The sequence below is a fragment of the Nonomuraea sp. NPDC050540 genome (assembly GCF_044457485.1).
In the GTDB taxonomy this organism is placed as follows: Bacteria; Actinomycetota; Actinomycetes; order Streptosporangiales; family Streptosporangiaceae; genus Nonomuraea.
In genome coordinates this window covers 639201-654970 of the sequence record NZ_JBITHA010000002.1, presented here as the reverse complement: position 1 = coordinate 654970, position 15770 = coordinate 639201, and the positions used below count along the sequence as shown (strand labels likewise).

Annotated in this window: 15 protein-coding genes; 8 read left to right on the top strand and 7 right to left on the bottom strand. The window is 70.2% G+C overall.

Annotation, left to right across the window (positions count from 1 at the left end):
* Positions 1–2 precede the first annotated feature (2 nt).
* Genes ACIBI5_RS09370 through ACIBI5_RS09360 form a run of 3 tightly spaced genes read right to left on the bottom strand, consistent with a single transcriptional unit; the run spans position 3 to position 2862 of the window.
* Positions 3–785 (bottom strand): ABC transporter ATP-binding protein, encoded by a 783-nt coding sequence (locus ACIBI5_RS09370; protein WP_379612469.1) that lies wholly within the window; start codon positions 783–785, stop codon positions 3–5.
* Positions 782–1834 carry a FecCD family ABC transporter permease gene (locus ACIBI5_RS09365; RefSeq protein ID WP_397244919.1) on the bottom strand — a complete coding sequence of 351 codons (1053 nt, stop codon included), beginning with the start codon at positions 1832–1834 and terminating at the stop codon, positions 782–784. Before ACIBI5_RS09365 ends, ACIBI5_RS09370 begins: the two co-directional genes overlap by 4 nt.
* The gene (locus ACIBI5_RS09360; protein WP_397244917.1) at positions 1831–2862 is read right to left on the bottom strand and encodes a FecCD family ABC transporter permease; all 1032 of its coding nucleotides are present in this window, start codon (positions 2860–2862) and stop codon (positions 1831–1833) included. The genes ACIBI5_RS09365 and ACIBI5_RS09360 overlap by 4 nt, the downstream gene beginning before the upstream one ends.
* Positions 2863–2957: 95 nt before the next feature.
* Between ACIBI5_RS09360 and ACIBI5_RS09355 the strand changes: the two genes are divergently transcribed.
* Positions 2958–3929 carry an ABC transporter substrate-binding protein gene (locus ACIBI5_RS09355; protein ID WP_397244915.1) on the top strand — a complete coding sequence of 324 codons (972 nt, stop codon included), beginning with the start codon at positions 2958–2960 and terminating at the stop codon, positions 3927–3929.
* On the opposite strand, the gene ACIBI5_RS09350 is transcribed toward ACIBI5_RS09355, so the two are convergent.
* Positions 3926–4999, bottom strand: a complete 1074-nt coding sequence (locus ACIBI5_RS09350) for a PLP-dependent cysteine synthase family protein (protein ID WP_397244913.1) — start codon at positions 4997–4999, stop codon at positions 3926–3928. The genes ACIBI5_RS09355 and ACIBI5_RS09350 overlap by 4 nt on opposite strands.
* Positions 5000–5244: 245 nt before the next feature.
* On the opposite strand from ACIBI5_RS09350, the gene ACIBI5_RS09345 reads away from it, so the two are divergent.
* The gene (locus ACIBI5_RS09345) at positions 5245–5829 is read left to right on the top strand and encodes a sigma-70 family RNA polymerase sigma factor (RefSeq protein WP_397244912.1); all 585 of its coding nucleotides are present in this window, start codon (positions 5245–5247) and stop codon (positions 5827–5829) included.
* Here the strand turns inward: ACIBI5_RS09345 and ACIBI5_RS09340 are convergent.
* Both ACIBI5_RS09340 and ACIBI5_RS09335 read right to left on the bottom strand, forming a co-directional pair.
* The gene (locus ACIBI5_RS09340) at positions 5806–6762 is read right to left on the bottom strand and encodes an anti-sigma factor RsbA family regulatory protein (RefSeq protein WP_397244910.1); all 957 of its coding nucleotides are present in this window, start codon (positions 6760–6762) and stop codon (positions 5806–5808) included. The two genes, ACIBI5_RS09345 and ACIBI5_RS09340, sit on opposite strands and share 24 nt — an antisense overlap.
* Before the next feature lie 28 nt (positions 6763–6790).
* Entirely contained in the window at positions 6791–7624 is an 834-nt protein-coding gene (locus tag ACIBI5_RS09335; RefSeq protein ID WP_397244908.1) for an EamA family transporter, read from the bottom strand.
* An 88-nt stretch (positions 7625–7712) separates the two neighbouring features.
* On the opposite strand from ACIBI5_RS09335, the gene ACIBI5_RS09330 reads away from it, so the two are divergent.
* The 6 genes from ACIBI5_RS09330 (at position 7713) to ACIBI5_RS09305 (ending at position 13233) form a co-directional block, all read left to right on the top strand.
* Entirely contained in the window at positions 7713–8288 is a 576-nt protein-coding gene (locus ACIBI5_RS09330; protein WP_397244906.1) for a helix-turn-helix domain-containing protein, read from the top strand.
* A 75-nt stretch (positions 8289–8363) separates the two neighbouring features.
* Complete coding sequence (locus ACIBI5_RS09325) at positions 8364–8669, top strand: hypothetical protein (protein ID WP_397244904.1); 306 nt, start codon at positions 8364–8366, stop codon at positions 8667–8669.
* A gap of 90 nt (positions 8670–8759) precedes the next feature.
* Positions 8760–9485 carry a polysaccharide deacetylase family protein gene (locus ACIBI5_RS09320; protein WP_397245290.1) on the top strand — a complete coding sequence of 242 codons (726 nt, stop codon included), beginning with the start codon at positions 8760–8762 and terminating at the stop codon, positions 9483–9485.
* A complete protein-coding gene (locus tag ACIBI5_RS09315; protein ID WP_397244902.1) occupies positions 9482–10990 on the top strand; it encodes a helicase HerA-like domain-containing protein in 1509 nt (502 codons plus the stop codon). The genes ACIBI5_RS09320 and ACIBI5_RS09315 overlap by 4 nt, the downstream gene beginning before the upstream one ends.
* 30 nt (positions 10991–11020) lie before the next feature.
* On the top strand, positions 11021–11671 hold the full coding sequence (locus ACIBI5_RS09310) for a DUF2461 domain-containing protein (protein WP_397244900.1): 651 nt from the start codon (positions 11021–11023) through the stop codon (positions 11669–11671).
* A 134-nt stretch (positions 11672–11805) separates the two neighbouring features.
* Positions 11806–13233 (top strand): DUF2079 domain-containing protein, encoded by a 1428-nt coding sequence (locus ACIBI5_RS09305; protein WP_397244898.1) that lies wholly within the window; start codon positions 11806–11808, stop codon positions 13231–13233.
* Here ACIBI5_RS09305 and ACIBI5_RS09300 read toward each other — a convergent pair.
* On the bottom strand, positions 13230–15719 hold the full coding sequence (locus ACIBI5_RS09300) for a hypothetical protein (RefSeq protein ID WP_397244896.1): 2490 nt from the start codon (positions 15717–15719) through the stop codon (positions 13230–13232). The two genes, ACIBI5_RS09305 and ACIBI5_RS09300, sit on opposite strands and share 4 nt — an antisense overlap.
* Between the last annotated feature and the right edge of the window lie 51 nt (positions 15720–15770).

Sequence of the window (15770 nt, the reverse complement as noted above, 5' to 3'; positions counted from 1 at the left end):
CGTCAGCGGTGTGAGCCGATGGGCACGACCAGCGGGGTACCGGCCACAGGGTCGGTGATGACCTTGGAATCCAGGTCGAAGACCTCCCGGATGAGCTCCTCGGTCAGCACCTCGTGCGGCGTGCCGGCCGCCACCACGCTGCCGTCGCGCATCGCCACCAGCCGGTCGGCGTAGCGGGCGGCCAGGTTGAGGTCGTGCAGGACCATCACGATGGTACGGCCCGCCTGCGCGTGCAGATCGCGCACCAGCTCCAGCACCTCCACCTGGTGGGCCAGGTCGAGGAAGGTCGTCGGCTCGTCCAGCAACAGCAGGTCGGTGCCCTGGGCCAGCGCCATGGAGATCCACGCCCGCTGCCGCTGCCCGCCGGACAGCTCGTCCAGAGGCCGCTCGGCGAGGTCGGAAAGGCCGGTCATGTTCAGTGCGACGCCCACCGCCTTCTCGTCGTCGGACGACCATTGGCGGTACCAGGTCTGGTGCGGGTGCCGTCCCCTGGCCACGAGGTCGGCGACGGTGAGCCCTTCGGGGGCCGAGGGCGACTGGGGCAGCACGGTGAGGATCCGCGCCACCTCTTTGGTGGCGATCGTGGAGATCTTCTTGCCGTCCAGCAGCACCTCGCCGCCCGACGGTTTGAGCAGGCGGCCGAGAGCGCGCAGCAGCGTGGACTTGCCGCAACCGTTGGGGCCGATGATCGTGGTCACGGTTCCGGCCTCGACTCCGAGGTCGAGCCCGTCCACGATGACGCGGTCGCCGTACCCGAGCTTGACGTCTACGGCCTGCAGTCTCATGTGCGCCCCTTACGGATGCGGATCAGAAGGTAGATCAGATACGGTGCGCCGAGCACGGCCGTGACGACACCGACCGGCAGCTCGATGGGGGAGAAGGCAGTGCGCGCGAGCAGGTCGGCGCCGGCGGTGAGCACGGCGCCGACGATCGCCGACGACAGCAGCGGCGGCTGGGCCGAGCGGATCAGCCGCAGCGCGATCTGCGGCGAGGCCAGCGCGACGAAGGCCACGGGGCCGGCCGAGGCGGTGGCCACGGCCGCCAGCAGCACCGCGGCCAGGATCATCAGGGCCCTGGACAGGTTCATGCGCACGCCGAGCGCGGTGACGGTGTCGTCGGAGAAGCGCAGGGCGTTGAGCGAGCGGGTGCCGAGCAGGGTCAGCGGGATCAGTACGGCCAGCGCCAGCGCGACCGGGATCACGTGCTCCCAGCCGCGGCCGTTGAGCGAGCCGCTGATCCACACCATCGCCTGGGCGGTGTCGTTGACGTCGCCGATGGTCATCAGCCAGTACTTGACGTTGGTGAAGACCGCGGCCACGCCGATGCCGACCAGGACGAGGCGGTAGCCGTCGAGGCCGCGCCGCCAGGCCAGGCCGTAGACGATCACGGCGCCGATCAGGCCGCCCAGCAGGGCGAGCGCCGGCATGCCCACGCTGGACAGCAGCCCGCTGACCCCGCCGTGGACGCCGCCGCTGACCACCACTCCGGCGACCACGGTGACCGAGGCGCCGGTGGTGACGCCGAGGATCTCGGGGCTGGCCAGCGGGTTGCGGGCGATCGACTGGATGATCGCGCCGGACAGGGCCAGCGCCGCGCCGACCAGCGCGCCGGTCAGCGCCCTGGGCAGGCGCAGTTCCATGATGACGAAGTGGGCGGGGCTGGAGGCGTCGAAGGTGTCCCTGAACACCTCCTGCACGGTCATGGGCAGGTCGCCGATGCGCATGTTCAGCGCCATCAGCAGCACCAGGAGGACCAGGCCGCCGAACGTGACGGCGACGCCGCGCAGCCGTACCTGCCAGGACAGGCCCGCGAGTCTCAGCGCGTAGGAGGTCACAGCCGCACCTGCTTCCTGCGCCGGACCAGCGCCACGAAGAAGGGCGCGCCGAGCAGCGCGAGCACCACGCCGACCTCAAGCTCGCCGGGCGGTGCCACGACGCGGCCGATCACGTCGCCGAGCAGCAGGAGCGCGGCGCCGATCAGCCCGGAGTACGGCAGCAGCCACCGATGGTCGGTCCCAGACACGCGGCGGGCCAGGTGCGGCACGATCAGGCCGATGAACGACAGCGAGCCGCACGCGGCGACGGCGGCGCCGGTCAGCAGCGTGACCGAGGCGACGCCGACGGCCCGGGTGAGGGCGATGTTCTGGCCGAGGCTGCGGGCCACGTCCTCGCCGAGTGACAGGGCGTTGAGGCCGGAGGCGTTGAACAGGGCCAGCAGCAGCCCGGCTGCGACGAACGGCGCCACCTGCCAGATCACCTCGGTGCCCCGGGCGGCGATGGAGCCGGACTGCCAGAAGCGGAAGACGTCCATGGCCTGCTCGTCGAGCAGGACCATCGCCGAGGTGAGCGCGTAGAGGAAGGCGCTGACGGCGGTGCCGGCCAGGGCCAGCGTGACCGGGGTGGGACCACCGCGCCCGCCGACCATGCCGAGGGCGAAGACGCCGACGCTGGCGACGAGCGCGCCGGCCAGGCCGAACCAGATGAAGCCGAGCAGGCTGGTGGCGCCGAGGAAGATGATCGAGGCGACCATGGCGAAGGCGGCGCCCTGGGTGACGCCGAGCAGTCCGGGGTCGGCGAGCGGGTTGCGGGTGTGGCCCTGCATGAGCGCCCCGGCGACGCCGAGCGCGATCCCGGCCAGGATGCCGAGGGCGGTGCGGGGCAGGCGCAGCGAGCGGATGATGATGTCGCTCTCGGTGCCGGTGGGCGAGGTCAGCGCGTGCCAGGCCTCGGTGAGCGGCACCGCCTTGGCGCCGATGGTAATGCTCAGGACGATCGCGAGCACGAGTACTCCCGTGAGCCCGATCAGCCAGGTCAGGCGGCGGTGACGGAGCTGGGGAAGCTTCACGGCGGTGGTTGCCACCATGCCTTCCTCCTACTCATTTGCCCGATCCTGGTGAAGTATGCCAGCTTAGGCAGGGCTAACCTAATTTAGGGTTGCCTAATGGGGAGAGGGACAACATGAAAGCGTTCCGTGCGGTCGCGGTAGCCGTACTCGCGATGGGGCTGGCGGCGTGCGGTGGCCAGGCCGCGGCCCCCAAGGCCGCCGAGAGCGCGCAGGCGCCCTTCCGCGTCATCAAGCACGCCATGGGCGAGACGAAGATCCCCACGCAGCCGAAGCGCGTGGTCGCGCTCGACCAGAGCTTCGTCGACGCGGTCCTCACCTTGCAGACGCCGGTCGTCGGCTACACGAACTACCGGGCGATCGAGGACAAGCTGCCCGACTACCTGGGCACCGTGGCGGCCGAGTACGGCAAGGAGGCCACCTCGGTCGGCACGCTGGAGCAGCCCAGCCTTGAGAAGATCATGGCGCTCAAGCCCGACCTGATCGTCTCGGCGAAGGTCCGGCACAAGGACCTGTACGACAAGCTCGCCAAGATCGCCCCGACCGTCTTCAGCGAGACCACCGGCGCGATCTGGAAGCAGAACCTCGTCCTCATGGGTCAGGCCCTGGGCAAGGAGTCGCTGGCCGAGGAGACGCTCAAGAAGTTCGAGGAGCGGGCGGGCAAGATCGGCGCGGGGATCAAGGAGAAGGAGGGCAAGCTGCCCACCGTCGCCGTGGTCCGCTTCGCCGGCGAGCCCACGGTCCGCCTCTACGTCGAGAACTCCTACTCCGGCGTCGTGCTGAAGGACGTGGGCTTCCCGCGTCCCACCGACCAGCCGAAGGACCCGAACCAGATCATGGTCCCGATCAGCCAGGAGCGCATCGCCGAACTGGACGCCGACCACATCTTCGTCTCCACCTACGCCGACCCGACGGCCGACGCGCCCAAGCAGAAGTTCGTCACCAACCCGCTGTGGAACAAGCTCAAGGGCACCAAGCACGACGTCGCCGACCTCACGTGGATGAGCGCCGTCGGCATCCAGGGCGCGCACGCGATTCTGGACGACCTGGCGAAGTTCTTCTCCGTGGACCCCGCGAAGGGCGTCTAGACGCCGAGGAAGGCGCGCAGGTCGGACAGATGCGGCTGGATGTCCAGGCCCTGGGCCTCCAGCCAGGCGTCGTCGCCGTAGGTGCCGGCGTAGCGCTCGGCGCCGTCGCAGATCAGCGTCACCACGCTGCCCTGGTCGCCCTCGGCGCGCATCTCCTTGACGAGATCGACGCAGGCGGCGATGTTGGTGCCGGTGGAGGCGCCGACCGGACGGCCGGTGACCTCCCGGACCCACCGCATCCCGGCGACCGAGCGGGCGTCGGGCACGTGGATCATGCGGTCGATCACGCCCGGCTGGAACGACGGCTCCACCCTCGGCCGGCCGATGCCCTCGATGCGCGAGCCGCTCGCGGTGGTCGTCCAGTCGCGCTCGGCCCAGGCCGGGTAGAAGGCCGAGCCCTCCGGGTCGGCGACGGCCAGGCGGGTGTGGTGGCGGCGGTAGCGGATGTAGCGGCCGATCGTGGCCGAGGTGCCGCCGGTGCCCGCGCCGACCACGATCCAGGCAGGCTCGGGATGCGGCTCCAGGGCGAGCTGGCCGAAGATCGACTCGGCGATGTTGTTGTTGCCGCGCCAGTCGGTGGCCCGCTCGGCGTAGGTGAACTGGTCCATGAAGTGGCCGCCCGTCTCGGCGGCCAGGCGGCGCGACTCCTCGTAGATCGCCGACGGCTGGTCGACCAGGTGGCACTTGCCGCCGTAGAACTCGATGAGGGCGATCTTCTCCGGGGAGGTGGTCGCGGGCATCACGGCGATGAACGGCAGGCCGATCAGGCGGGCGAAGTAGGCCTCGCTGACCGCGGTGGAGCCGCTGGAGGCCTCCACGATGGTGGTCCCGGGGCCGATCCAGCCGTTGGCGAGGCCGTACAGGAACAAAGAACGAGCGAGCCGGTGTTTGAGTGAACCCGTAGGGTGCACCGACTCGTCTTTCATATAGAGGTTTACGCCCCAGCGCGCGGGCAGCGGAAAGACGTGGAGATGGGTGTCACTGCTGCGGTTGGTATCGGCTTCGACCCGCCGGACGGCCTCGGCAACCCAATGCCGGGCGCCGGAGTCGTGGCGGTCGACGGAGTCCATGGTCCATACGCTATCTCATGTGACTCTGGCCACTTTATCTGCGGAAATGGGTGGATAGTGTTACGATAATGAGACTAGTCCGGCCGTGGACGTGACTACGCACGCCGCGAGCAGTAGGACTGTTCACCTCCCTGACCAGGCAGAACCGGTTAACGCGGCCCTTACGGGGGTTTTGCGAGCATGGAGCTGCTGTCTGGCGGCTCGTGCCGAGACGGGGGATAGCAAGGGGGAATGATTTGATCACGATGACCGAAGAGCAGCGTCAGGATTGGTTCGAGCGCGATGTCGTGCCCGTGACCTCGCAGCTGTTCGCCTCCGCGATGCGCCTCACGCGCAACACCGCCGACGCGGAGGACCTCGTCCAGGAGACCGTGGCCAAGGCGTACACGTCCTACCACCAGTTCCGCGAGGGCACCAACCTCAAGGCGTGGCTGCACCGCATCCTCACCAACAACTTCATCAACGACTACCGCAAGAAGCAGCGTTCGCCCAAGCTCTCGGCCGCCGAGGAGGTCGAGGACTGGCAGCTGCACGCGGCGGAGTCGCACAGCTCCACCGGCCTGAAGTCCGCCGAGACCGAGGCCCTGGAGCGCCTGCCCGACAGCTCCGTGATGAACGCGCTGCGCGCACTGCCCGAGGACTTCCGCGTCGCCGTCTACCTGGCCGACGTCGAAGGCTTCGCCTACAAGGAGATCGCCGACCGGATGGGCACCCCCATCGGCACCGTGATGTCCCGGCTGCACCGCGGCCGCAAGCAGCTGCGCACCATGCTGGAGGCGTACGCGGTCGAGGAAGGCGCCGTGCGCCTACCCGCCCAGCGGGCCGCCTAAGCCCAGGTGGAGGCGGACCCGGAGCGTTCCGGCATCGTCCCGCATCTCCACCAGATCGCAGAGCTGACGACTGATCCAGAGCCCGTATCCCCGAGGGGATTCGGGCTCAGGTGGTATATAGCCGGGTAGCGGGTCGTCCAGGACGCCGCCCGGGTCGGCGATCTCGCAGACGAGCTCCCTGCCGGTCACCCACATCCTGATCATGCCGTGGCCCGCGCCGTGCTCGACGCAGTTGGCCGCGATCTCCGAGACGCTGAGCACGAGCGAGGCGACCAGGTTGCGCTCCATCCCCGCCGCCTTGGCGTAGTCGGCCACGGCCTGCCTGAAGCGTTTGAGCTCGTGGGCGGTGAACCCGACCGAGGTGACCTGGCCCGTGGGGTCGGGCAGCGGGTGGCGGTCGCCGTCGAGGATCAGGTCGTGGGGCTCGACGAAGGCCTCGCTGACGGCTTCGCCGTTCACTCCGGCCAGATACGGGTGGGTGACGGCGCGGTAGTCGAGCGCGGCGGTGGGCGCGGTGCGCACGTCGTAGAGGCAGACGACGATCGCGGGCGCGGCGCCGAGCGCAGCGTTGAGCACCGATTCGTAGCGGATCCACTCGCGGATCTCCCGCTCGGTCCTGCCCTGCCAGCAGGGCTCGCCGACGATCAGTGTCGGGAGGTCTCTGGCGTACTCGTGGTAGGCGGCCAGCGTCCGCTGCGGATGCGCGTACCAGGAGGCGGCGATCCTGCTGTCGATCCGGCCGGCGTCGCGGCCCAGCGCGTCGGCCAGGAGCTGCAGCTTGCGAGAGCAGGTGACCGCGAGCACCCGGCGGCCCTCGTGGAGGGCGGCGCGCACGCGGGGCAGGACGAGGCGGAGGAAGCCCTCATCGGAGTCGTAGGGCATCCCTATGTGCCGTAGCGACTCGTGATTGGCCTGTGCCCGCGCAGGGTGCACGGCCGAAACGTAGCAAGCGGCCGGTGGGCTACGCAACGGCTATGAGCGCGACCGCCCCGAGCGCGCAGGCGACACCGGCCACCTGGATGGTGTGCAGCCGCTCGCCCAGCACGTATCTGGCCAGCAGGAGCGTGCTGGCCGGGTAGAGCGAGACCAGCACCGCGACCAGGCTGAGCATGCCCTCCTGCTTGGCCAGCAGGAAGAGCACGTTGGCCGCCATGTCGAGCAGGCCGGCCAGTGCGATGATGCGCAGCGAGCCGCCGGTGGGCCTGAGCGAGCGCCGGGCGACGACGGCCAGCAGCACGACGAGCGTCACCGAGGAGATTCTGGCGCCGACCAGCGGCCACAGCCCGGTGCCGTCGGGGGACAGGTCGAGCAGGATGAAGAAGCCGCCGAAGCCGGCGCCGGCGGCCAGTGCGATCAGCACCGATCCGAGCGAGCCGCGCCTGCTCGCGGTCGGGTCCTGGCTGACCAGCATCACCGCGGCCAGCGCCAGGACGATGCCGATCAGGGCCTGCGGCGCCGGCCGCTCGCCGGTCACCAAACCGAAGATCACCGGCAGGGTGGCGGAGGTGACCGCCGTGGTCGGCGCGACCACCGACATCGTCCCGGTGGCCAGCGCGCGGTAGAACAGCACCAGCCCGGCCGCGCCCGCGATCCCCGCGCCCATGCCCCACCACAGCGCCTTCTGGTCGAACAGTCCGGGCAGCAGCGGGAGCAGGGCGAGGATGAGGACCAGGCCGGCGACCTGGGAGAGCGCCACCACCGACAGCACGCGCGATCGTCGCGTGGCCAGCCCGCCGCAGAAGTCGGCCGTGCCGTACACCACCGCGCAGACGGTCGCGAGGATCACCGCAGTCACGTCACACTCTCCAGTTCACTCGGTTGAACTATTAGTACAGTACACAGAGTGCGACAGACTAGACAATCTGTTCACTAGACTGCACCGCATGGAAGATCCGGAGACGATCACCGCGGCCATCGCGAACAACGTGCGGGCGCAGCGGGCCCACCGGGGCCTGACGCTCGACGCGCTGGCCGCCCGCTCTGGCGTGAGCAGAGGCATGCTGGTCCAGGTCGAACAGGCCAGAACCAATCCCAGCGTCTCCACGCTCACCCGGATCGCCTCCGCGCTCGGCGTCACCGTGGCGCGGCTGGTCGAGGTGTCCGACGTTCCGGTCGTGCGCATCATCGACAAGTCCGACGTGGTCAACTTCGAGATGGGCGCCTCGCGGGCCATGCTGCTGGTCGGCGCCGACGAGCCGATGATCCTGGAACTGTGGGACTGGCGGCTCGCCCCCGGCGAGCACCACGACGGCGACGCCCACCCGCCCGGCACCCGCGAGATGATCACCGTCCTGCGGGGCGAGCTGACCCTCACCGTGTACGGCAAGAGCCACCGCGTGGGCACGGACGACGCCGCCCTGTTCACCGCCGACCGGCCCCACCGCTATGCCAACGACGGCACGGAGGAAGTCAGAATGATCATGGTCGTGGCCGAGCCGCGAGTCGTTCACGACCAATAACGGCGAACACCTTCCGGATGACGGCCCGGAGTTCCATGATTACTCCGAGGGGCGGTGGGTCAACAGGAGGTATGCGTGAGTGAGGCCCGTGCTGCCACTGAGAAGCTCCGCGGGGAACTGCAAAGTCTCGGTGTGACCACGGCATATGACGTGGGCGACGACGCGACCCTGTCCGTATGGATCGGCTTGGTCGTGCGATTCAGAGATGGTTTTTACCGCTGGCAGGAAGGAGCGGTGAAACGTCGGCATTTGGGTACGGATCCGGTTGGATGTGCCATAAGAGTGGCGCGTCGCTATGCGGAACTACAGGCCGATGTCCCAGCCTGGTGGGAAGACCTGGCCAAGGAATTGCGGGGGGACTCGGCCGGCGATTACCCATAGCGCCCCCGTCGCGATTCCGGGGGGAATATGCGCTGGTGGGGGTGGCCGTTGGCGCTGTTGCTGACGGCAGGGTGCGCGCACGTGCAACCGATGGCCGGGGTCACGTCGGTGCTGCCGATGCGGCCGCCGGACCCTGACCCCGTCGACCCGGGCGTCCTGGCCAGGCAGCTGACCTCCATGCAGCTCGACTGGCCGGGCAGACGCCGGATCGACTGCAAGAGAGCCAAGTGCGTCGCGCTGACCTTCGACGACGGGCCTGGCGACCACACCGCCCGGCTGCTCGGCATGCTGCGCAGGCACGCCGCCAAGGCGACCTTCTTCGTCGTCGGCCAGATGGTCGCCGCCGACAGGCAGGGCAACCTGCGCCGCATGGTCGACGACGGGCACGAGCTCGGCAACCACTCCTGGAGCCACGAGCAGCTCACCACGCTGTCGGAGTCCGGGCTGCGCTATCAGCTCAAGCACACCCAGGACGTGGTCGAGCGGGAGACCGGGGTGCGGATGACGCTCATGCGGCCGCCGTACGGGTCGACCGACGCCTCGGTGGCCGCCGAGACCCGGCGCGAGGGACTGGCCCAGATCCTCTGGAACGTCGACACGCTCGACTGGCGCGACCGCAGCGCCTCGATCGTGGCCAGGCGCGCCGCCCAGGCGAAACCCGGATCGATCATCCTCATGCACGACATCCACCGCACCACGGTCGACGCCATGCCCAAGATCCTCGACGTGTTCGCGGGTAAGGGCTACGCGTTCGTCACCGTGTCCGAGCTGTACGGCAAGCCGCCGGCACCAGGCAGGAAGTACACCGAACGATGATCGACGACATCATCAGGGGCTACACCTTCGACGAGCCCACCATCGACCTCGGCGCCCTGGTCGTGGACGGCGCCGGCCGCCCCGACGCCCAGGTACGCCTGCCGCTGCGCATGCTCAACCGCCACGGCCTGGTCGCCGGCGCCACCGGCACGGGCAAGACCAAGACGCTGCAGGTCATCGCCGAGCAGCTGTCGGCCGCCGGCGTACCGGTGTTCCTGGCCGACATCAAGGGCGACCTGTCCGGCATGGCCCAGCCCGGCGACCCGTCCGACAAGCTCATGGAACGCACCGCCGGCATCGGCCAGATCTGGTCGCCGCAGGCCTGCCCCACCGAGTTCTACGCGCTCGGCGGCATCGGCGAGGGCATCCCGCTGCGCGCCACCATGACGGCCTTCGGGCCCACGCTGCTGTCGAAGGTGCTCGGGCTCAACGACACCCAGGAGTCCTCGCTCGGTCTCATCTTCCACTTCGCCGACCAGGCCGGGCTGCCGCTGCTCGACCTCAAGGACCTGCGGGCGGTCATCCAGTTCCTGCTCGACAACCCCGACGCGCTCAAGGGCGTGGGCGGGCTGTCCAAGCAGACCGCCGGGGTGATCCTGCGGGCGCTGGTGAACTTCGCCGCCGAAGGGGCCGACCAGTTCTTCGGCGAGCCCGAGTTCGACACCGCCGACCTGCTGCGGGTGATGCCGGACGGGCGGGGAATGGTGTCGATCCTGGAGCTGCCGGCCGTACAGGATCGTCCGGCGATGTTCTCGACCTTCCTGATGTGGCTGCTGGCCGACCTGTTCAGCGGCATGCCCGAGGTGGGCGACCCGGACAAGCCGCGTCTGGTCTTCTTCTTCGACGAGGCGCACCTGCTGTTCAGCGACGCCTCCAAGGCGTTCCTGCGCTCGATCACGCAGACCGTGCGACTGATCCGTTCCAAGGGGATCGGCGTGTTCTTCGTCACGCAGACGCCCAAGGACGTGCCGGCCGACGTGCTCGCGCAGCTCGGAGCCCGGGTCCAGCACGCGCTGCGGGCCTTCACCCCGCAGGACGCCAAGGCGCTGAAGGCGACCGTGTCCACCTTCCCCAACTCCTCCTACGACCTGGAGGAGGTGCTCACGCAGCTCGGGATCGGCGAGGCGGTCGTGACCGTGCTGTCGGAGAAGGGCATCCCGACCCCGGTGGCCTGGACCCGGATGCGGGCGCCGCGCTCGCGCATGGCGCCCGCCGACGCGGCCGTGGTGCAGGGCGTGATCGCCGCCTCACCGCTGCGTCCCAAGTACGAGCAGGCCATCGACCGCGACTCGGCCTACGAGATCCTGGCCGCGAAAGTGGTCCCCCCACCCGCAGCCCCCTCTGAGGTTGAGCGGCCGGTGGAGCCTCCGCGCGCCGCCGAACCCACGCTGCTGGAAAGCGTGCTGGGTTCGTCCGTCTTCAAGTCGTTCGCCCGTTCCGCCGCCAGCTCGCTCGGGCGCGAGATCAGCAGATCCATCTTCGGTACGGCCCGCCGCCGCCGCTGACTGTCGGTCAGGTCTGGCACCCTGGTCGGCATGGGTTTCACCGGCTTCCCCGACGAGGCGTTCATCTTTTTCGAGGGCCTTGAGGCGGACAACTCCAAGGCGTACTTCACCCGCCACAAGCACCTCTACGAAGACGCGGTCAGGGCGCCGATGCTCGCCCTGACCGACGCGCTGGGCCCGGAGTTCGGGGCGGCCCAGCTGTTCCGTCCCTATCGCGACGTGCGCTTCGCCAAGGACAAGTCCCCGTACAAGACCCACCAGGGCGCCTTCATCGACACCCAGCCGGGCATCGGCCTCTATGTCGAGGTCAGCGCCGCCGGGCTGTTCCTGGCGGGCGGCATCTACACCCAGGCCGCCGACCAGGTCGCCCGCTACCGCGAGGCCGTCTCCGCCGACCTGTCCGGCAAGCCCCTGACCCGGATCGTCGCGGACCTGCGGGCCCGGGGCTACGAGATCCGCGGCGACCGCCTGAAGACCCGCCCGCGCGGCGTGCCCGAGGACCATCCGCGCCTCGACCTGCTGCGCCACCGCTCCATCTACGCCGGCGTGCGCGCGGAGCCGGAGCCGTGGGTCCACACGCCGGAGGTCGAGTCCCGGGTCCGCACGGCCTGGCGGGAGTTCGCGCCGTTGGTGGAGTGGCTGTCGACGCACGTGCGGGGCTCTGAGCTACCGCGCCGCTAGAGCCCTGAGCCGTCCCGCCGTCACGAGGTACCTCGCCGTCGAGGGGTCGGGGCCGCCTCGCGGCCAAGGGTTCTGAGCCGTCCCGCCCGTGACGGGCGTCCCGGGCGGGGGTCCGGCACCGGTACCGTTGCAGCGTGTTCGGCGACGTTCCCGGGGCCTCCCGGCGGGAGTGGCTGTGGATCTGGGGGATCGCCGGGGTCGCGGCGATGGTCTACTCGGTGCTGTCGTTCGTCCGGGTCCATGCCCTCAAGGCCGGCACCTACGATCTGGTGATCTTCGACCAGGCGGTGCGGTCCTACTCCGAGTTCCGGCTGCCGATCGCCATCGTCAAGGGCGTGCACAACGACTTCGGGGCGGGCTTCTCCGTGCTGGGGGACCACTGGTCGCCGATCCTCGCCCTGCTGGCGCCGCTCTACTGGCTGCACGACGGGCCGGAGACGCTGCTGATCGCGCAGTCGGTGCTGCTGGCGGCGGCGGCCGTGCCGCTCTGGGTGTTCGCCCGGCGGGCGCTCGGGACGGGAGCCGCCTACGGGGTGGCGATCGCCTACACGCTGTCGTGGCCGGTGGCCGAGGCGGTGGCCTTCGACTTCCACGAGGTGGCGTTCGTGCCGCTGCTCACCGCGGTCATGCTCGAACGCTGGCAGGCCGGGCGCAAGGTCGCCGTCGTGGTGGCCGCGCTCGGGCTGTTGTGCGTCAAGGAGGACATGGGGCTGCTGGTCGCCGGGTTCGGGCTGGTGCTGCTGACGCGGGCCGGCTGGCGGGTGCTCGGTGGCGGGTTCGTGCTGGGCGGGGTGGCGTTCACGGGGCTGGCCTCGCAGGTGCTCATCCCGGCCTTCGGCGGGCGGCCCGACTACTACTGGGCCTACGGGGCGCTCGGCGACGGGGTGTCCAGCGCGGTGCGGACGATCGTCACCGACCCGCTCACGGCCTTCGGGCTGCTGGGGACGCCGCCGGTCAAGCTGGTGACCCTGCTGCTCCTGCTGGGGGTCTCGGCGCTGGCGGCGCTGGGCTCGCCGCTGGTGCTGATGGCGGTGCCGTTGCTGGCGGAGCGGATGCTGGCCAGCTCGTTCCCCAACTGGTGGGTGCCCGAGTACCACTACAACGCGTTCCTGGTCGTGGTGATCTTCGCGGCCGGGGTCGACACGGTGCGGCGGTTCGGGCGGCTGCGGAAGGTCTGGGTGGCCGGGATCGTGGTGTTCGCACTGGCCGCCGTGCCGTTCTTCTCGCTGGCGCGGCTCGCCGATCCCGGCTCGTACCGGCGCGATGCGCGGGAGCTGGCCGCCGCCGGCGCCGTGGCCACGGTGCCCGACGGGGCGCTGGTGGAGGTGGCCAACAATCTGGGGCCGTTGCTGACCGGCCGGGCGCGGGTGCTGCTGCTCGACCGTACGCCCCGGTGGGCGCCCTGGGTGGTGGTCGAGACCGGGCGGCGCGTGTTCCCGTTCAAGAACGCGGCGGAGCAGACCGATCGGCTCGACGCGCTGGTGGCGGCCGGGTATCAGATCCGGTTCCGCCAGGACGCCTTCGTCGTGCTGCACCGGCCGGGCCCGGAACCGAAACTCTAGGGGCCGCCGGTCTGCACCTGGTCGCCGCGCAGGATCCGGTCGACGGACTGGCTGGCGGCCGAGGTGGCGGCGGTGGTCACCACGGCGATCAGGACCGCGACCAGCGGCGTGGCCAGGCTGCGCAGGCTGCGGACGTTTCTGACCCGGCCCCACGGCTCCCCGGCCAGGTGCATGAGCCGCCACTCCCAGAAGAGCCCGAGGCCGATGTAGACCAGCGCGACCTGCCCGACCACGATCGCCAGTAACTGAAGCTTGTCGAAGGCGGAGACGTCCGGCTCGGCGAAGGCGGGCAGGTACGCCGACAGCTCCGTGACCAGGGCGGCGGCCATCAGGTGCAGCACCTTCGTCATCGGCTGCGTGCCCCTGACGCGCGGGTAGAAGTAGCCGAACAGGAAGCCGAACGCGGGCAGGGTCAGCAGGTAGCGGGCGTCGAAGAGGTAGCTGGCCAGGTCGGGGCCGGCGGGCAGGCCGTACATGAACAGGAACGGCAGGCTCAGCAGCAGGCAGATCACGAAGGCGTGCACGCCGTTGTGCCAGGGCGTGCAGGCGGCGCTGGTGGCGAAGGCGGTCTCGGGGTGGCGGCCGTGCCCGTCCAGGGCGGTTTCGAGCTCGTCGCGCTGCTGTTCGAAGTCGCCCATCGACAGCTCGCCGGCGCCGATCCTGCCGCGGCCGACACGGTAGAGCTCCTGCTCGGAGACGAGCAGCAGCCGCTTGTGCAGGGCGCGGCGCACCATCGCGCGGTGATCCTCGGGGGTACGCGGCTCGTCCAGCCCGTCCGGCACGGGCCCGAGCAGCCACCACGCGGAGATCCACGCGAAGACCGAGGTGACCGAGAGCAGAGGCACGGTGACGTCGAGGTCGGGCAGGCTCCCGGTGCCCCTGGGTGACAGGTGGAGCACCATCAGGCAGACGGTCACGCTGGCCACGGCGGCACGGTGGTGCACGGCACTCAGCTCGCCGCCCAGGCGGCGCAGCCGCAGGATCAGCAGGACGAAGCCGAGCAGGAGCAGCCCGAGCACGCCGCGGATCAGAGGCGTGAGCTCCAGCGTGCCGAGCATGGGCTCGGGGTGGTCGACGGGCGTGCTCCAGGAGCCGTCGTCGAGCCATTCGGTGGGCCAGCCCTGCATGAGCAGGCTGAGGATCACCGCGGCCACGACGGCGCCGCGCGACCAGGTCCTGGTGACGACGGCGACGGCGCCGATCGGGATCAGCGACCAGAACAGGCCCAGCACCAGGTGGACGCTGTCGGGCGGGTAGACGTCGTAGAACAGCGCCTTGAACCACAGGGCGAGCGCCAGGGTGCCGATGGCGATCCCGGCGGCCACGGCGGCCAGCCGTACCACCACGAAACGGATGCCGAGGTCGGCGCTGAAGGCGATCGCGGCGCCCGCCGCGGCCAGCGCGGCGACGGCGACGCCGGTGATCAGCTGGGGCGGGTGGAGCTGGATGTGGCGGGTCGACCACAGGAACATGGCGAAGGCCACGAGCACGCCGAGCGCGGTCACCGCGAGCGCGTCGCGGCTGGTCCAGGGCGCGGGCGTGGGCACCATGCGGCCGGCGTGGCGCACCGCGATCGCGGGCAGCACGCCGAACATCACCACGTACGCGATGCCCTGCAAGCCAGTGGCGTAGAACGGGCTGGCCAGCACGGGCGTGGCCAGCACCAGGCCGATGAACAGCTCCCGGTTGTGGAGCCGCTGCCACCACGGGCGGCCGAGCGAGCGCAGCAGGAAGGCGATCAGCAGGAGCGCGGTGACGATCGCCAGCTCGCTGCCCCAGGAGAAGGCCTCGTCCTCCTCGTGGTCGACGAAGCCGTAGGAGTCGTGGACGAGGGTGACGGTGACCTGGTAGTTCACCGTGAACTGCAGCCGTTCGGCCTCCTCTCGCTCCGGTTCGAGACCCGAGGTGCGCAGCACGCTCCACTCGGTGGGGAAGAGCGTGATCGTGCGCTGGTTGATCAGTGAGGGCTGGACGCCGGGCGCCTGGAACTCCAGCGTCAGCTCCTCGCCCCTGGCCAGCTGGCGCAGCACGATCACACGGAACTCGGCGGTGGACTTGCCGCCGGAGGTGGTGAGCTCGGCCGGGTACCTGACGGTGGGCGCGAGCCAGCCGCCGCCCACCTTGAGCGCGCCGAGTCCCTTGTCGGTGATCGCCCGCAGGTCCGGGGGCACGCTGCCCCTGATCCAGCCGGCGAGCGGGTCGTCCTCGTCCATGCGGAACGTGTGGGTGATCGTCACCCTGACCTGATGCTGGCGCTCGTCGATGCGGGCCGGTGGCACCTGGCGAAGGTCGGCGGCGGTGGCCCTGGCGATGGTGACGTCGGTGGTGGCCCTGCGCTCGTCCGCGGCGCCGGAGGGCAGCGGCCTCGACCCGTCGGGCTGTCCCCGTGACAGCGGCCGATCCACGGGCATCGCCGTGAGGGTGCACCAGATGATCGCCGCAGCCGAAAGGGCGGCGAGCCCGTACGCGACGATCCTCCGGATCAAGCCCACACCTTGGATGATTCATGTGAGACCGCTGATGTTCCACGGACCTAG

Bases quoted from the DNA above. Each gene is read 5' to 3' on its own strand.
- ACIBI5_RS09370 (WP_379612469.1), bottom strand. From the start codon at position 785: ATGAGACTGCAGGCCGTAGACGTCAAGCTCGGGTACGGCGACCGCGTC.
- ACIBI5_RS09360 (WP_397244917.1), bottom strand. From the start codon at position 2,862: ATGGTGGCAACCACCGCCGTGAAGCTTCCCCAGCTCCGTCACCGCCGC.
- ACIBI5_RS09355 (WP_397244915.1), top strand. From the start codon at position 2,958: ATGAAAGCGTTCCGTGCGGTCGCGGTAGCCGTACTCGCGATGGGGCTG.
- ACIBI5_RS09350 (WP_397244913.1), bottom strand. From the start codon at position 4,999: ATGGACTCCGTCGACCGCCACGACTCCGGCGCCCGGCATTGGGTTGCC.
- ACIBI5_RS09345 (WP_397244912.1), top strand. From the start codon at position 5,245: ATGACCGAAGAGCAGCGTCAGGATTGGTTCGAGCGCGATGTCGTGCCC.
- ACIBI5_RS09330 (WP_397244906.1), top strand. From the start codon at position 7,713: ATGGAAGATCCGGAGACGATCACCGCGGCCATCGCGAACAACGTGCGG.
- ACIBI5_RS09320 (WP_397245290.1), top strand. From the start codon at position 8,760: ATGGCCGGGGTCACGTCGGTGCTGCCGATGCGGCCGCCGGACCCTGAC.
- ACIBI5_RS09315 (WP_397244902.1), top strand. From the start codon at position 9,482: ATGATCGACGACATCATCAGGGGCTACACCTTCGACGAGCCCACCATC.
- ACIBI5_RS09310 (WP_397244900.1), top strand. From the start codon at position 11,021: ATGGGTTTCACCGGCTTCCCCGACGAGGCGTTCATCTTTTTCGAGGGC.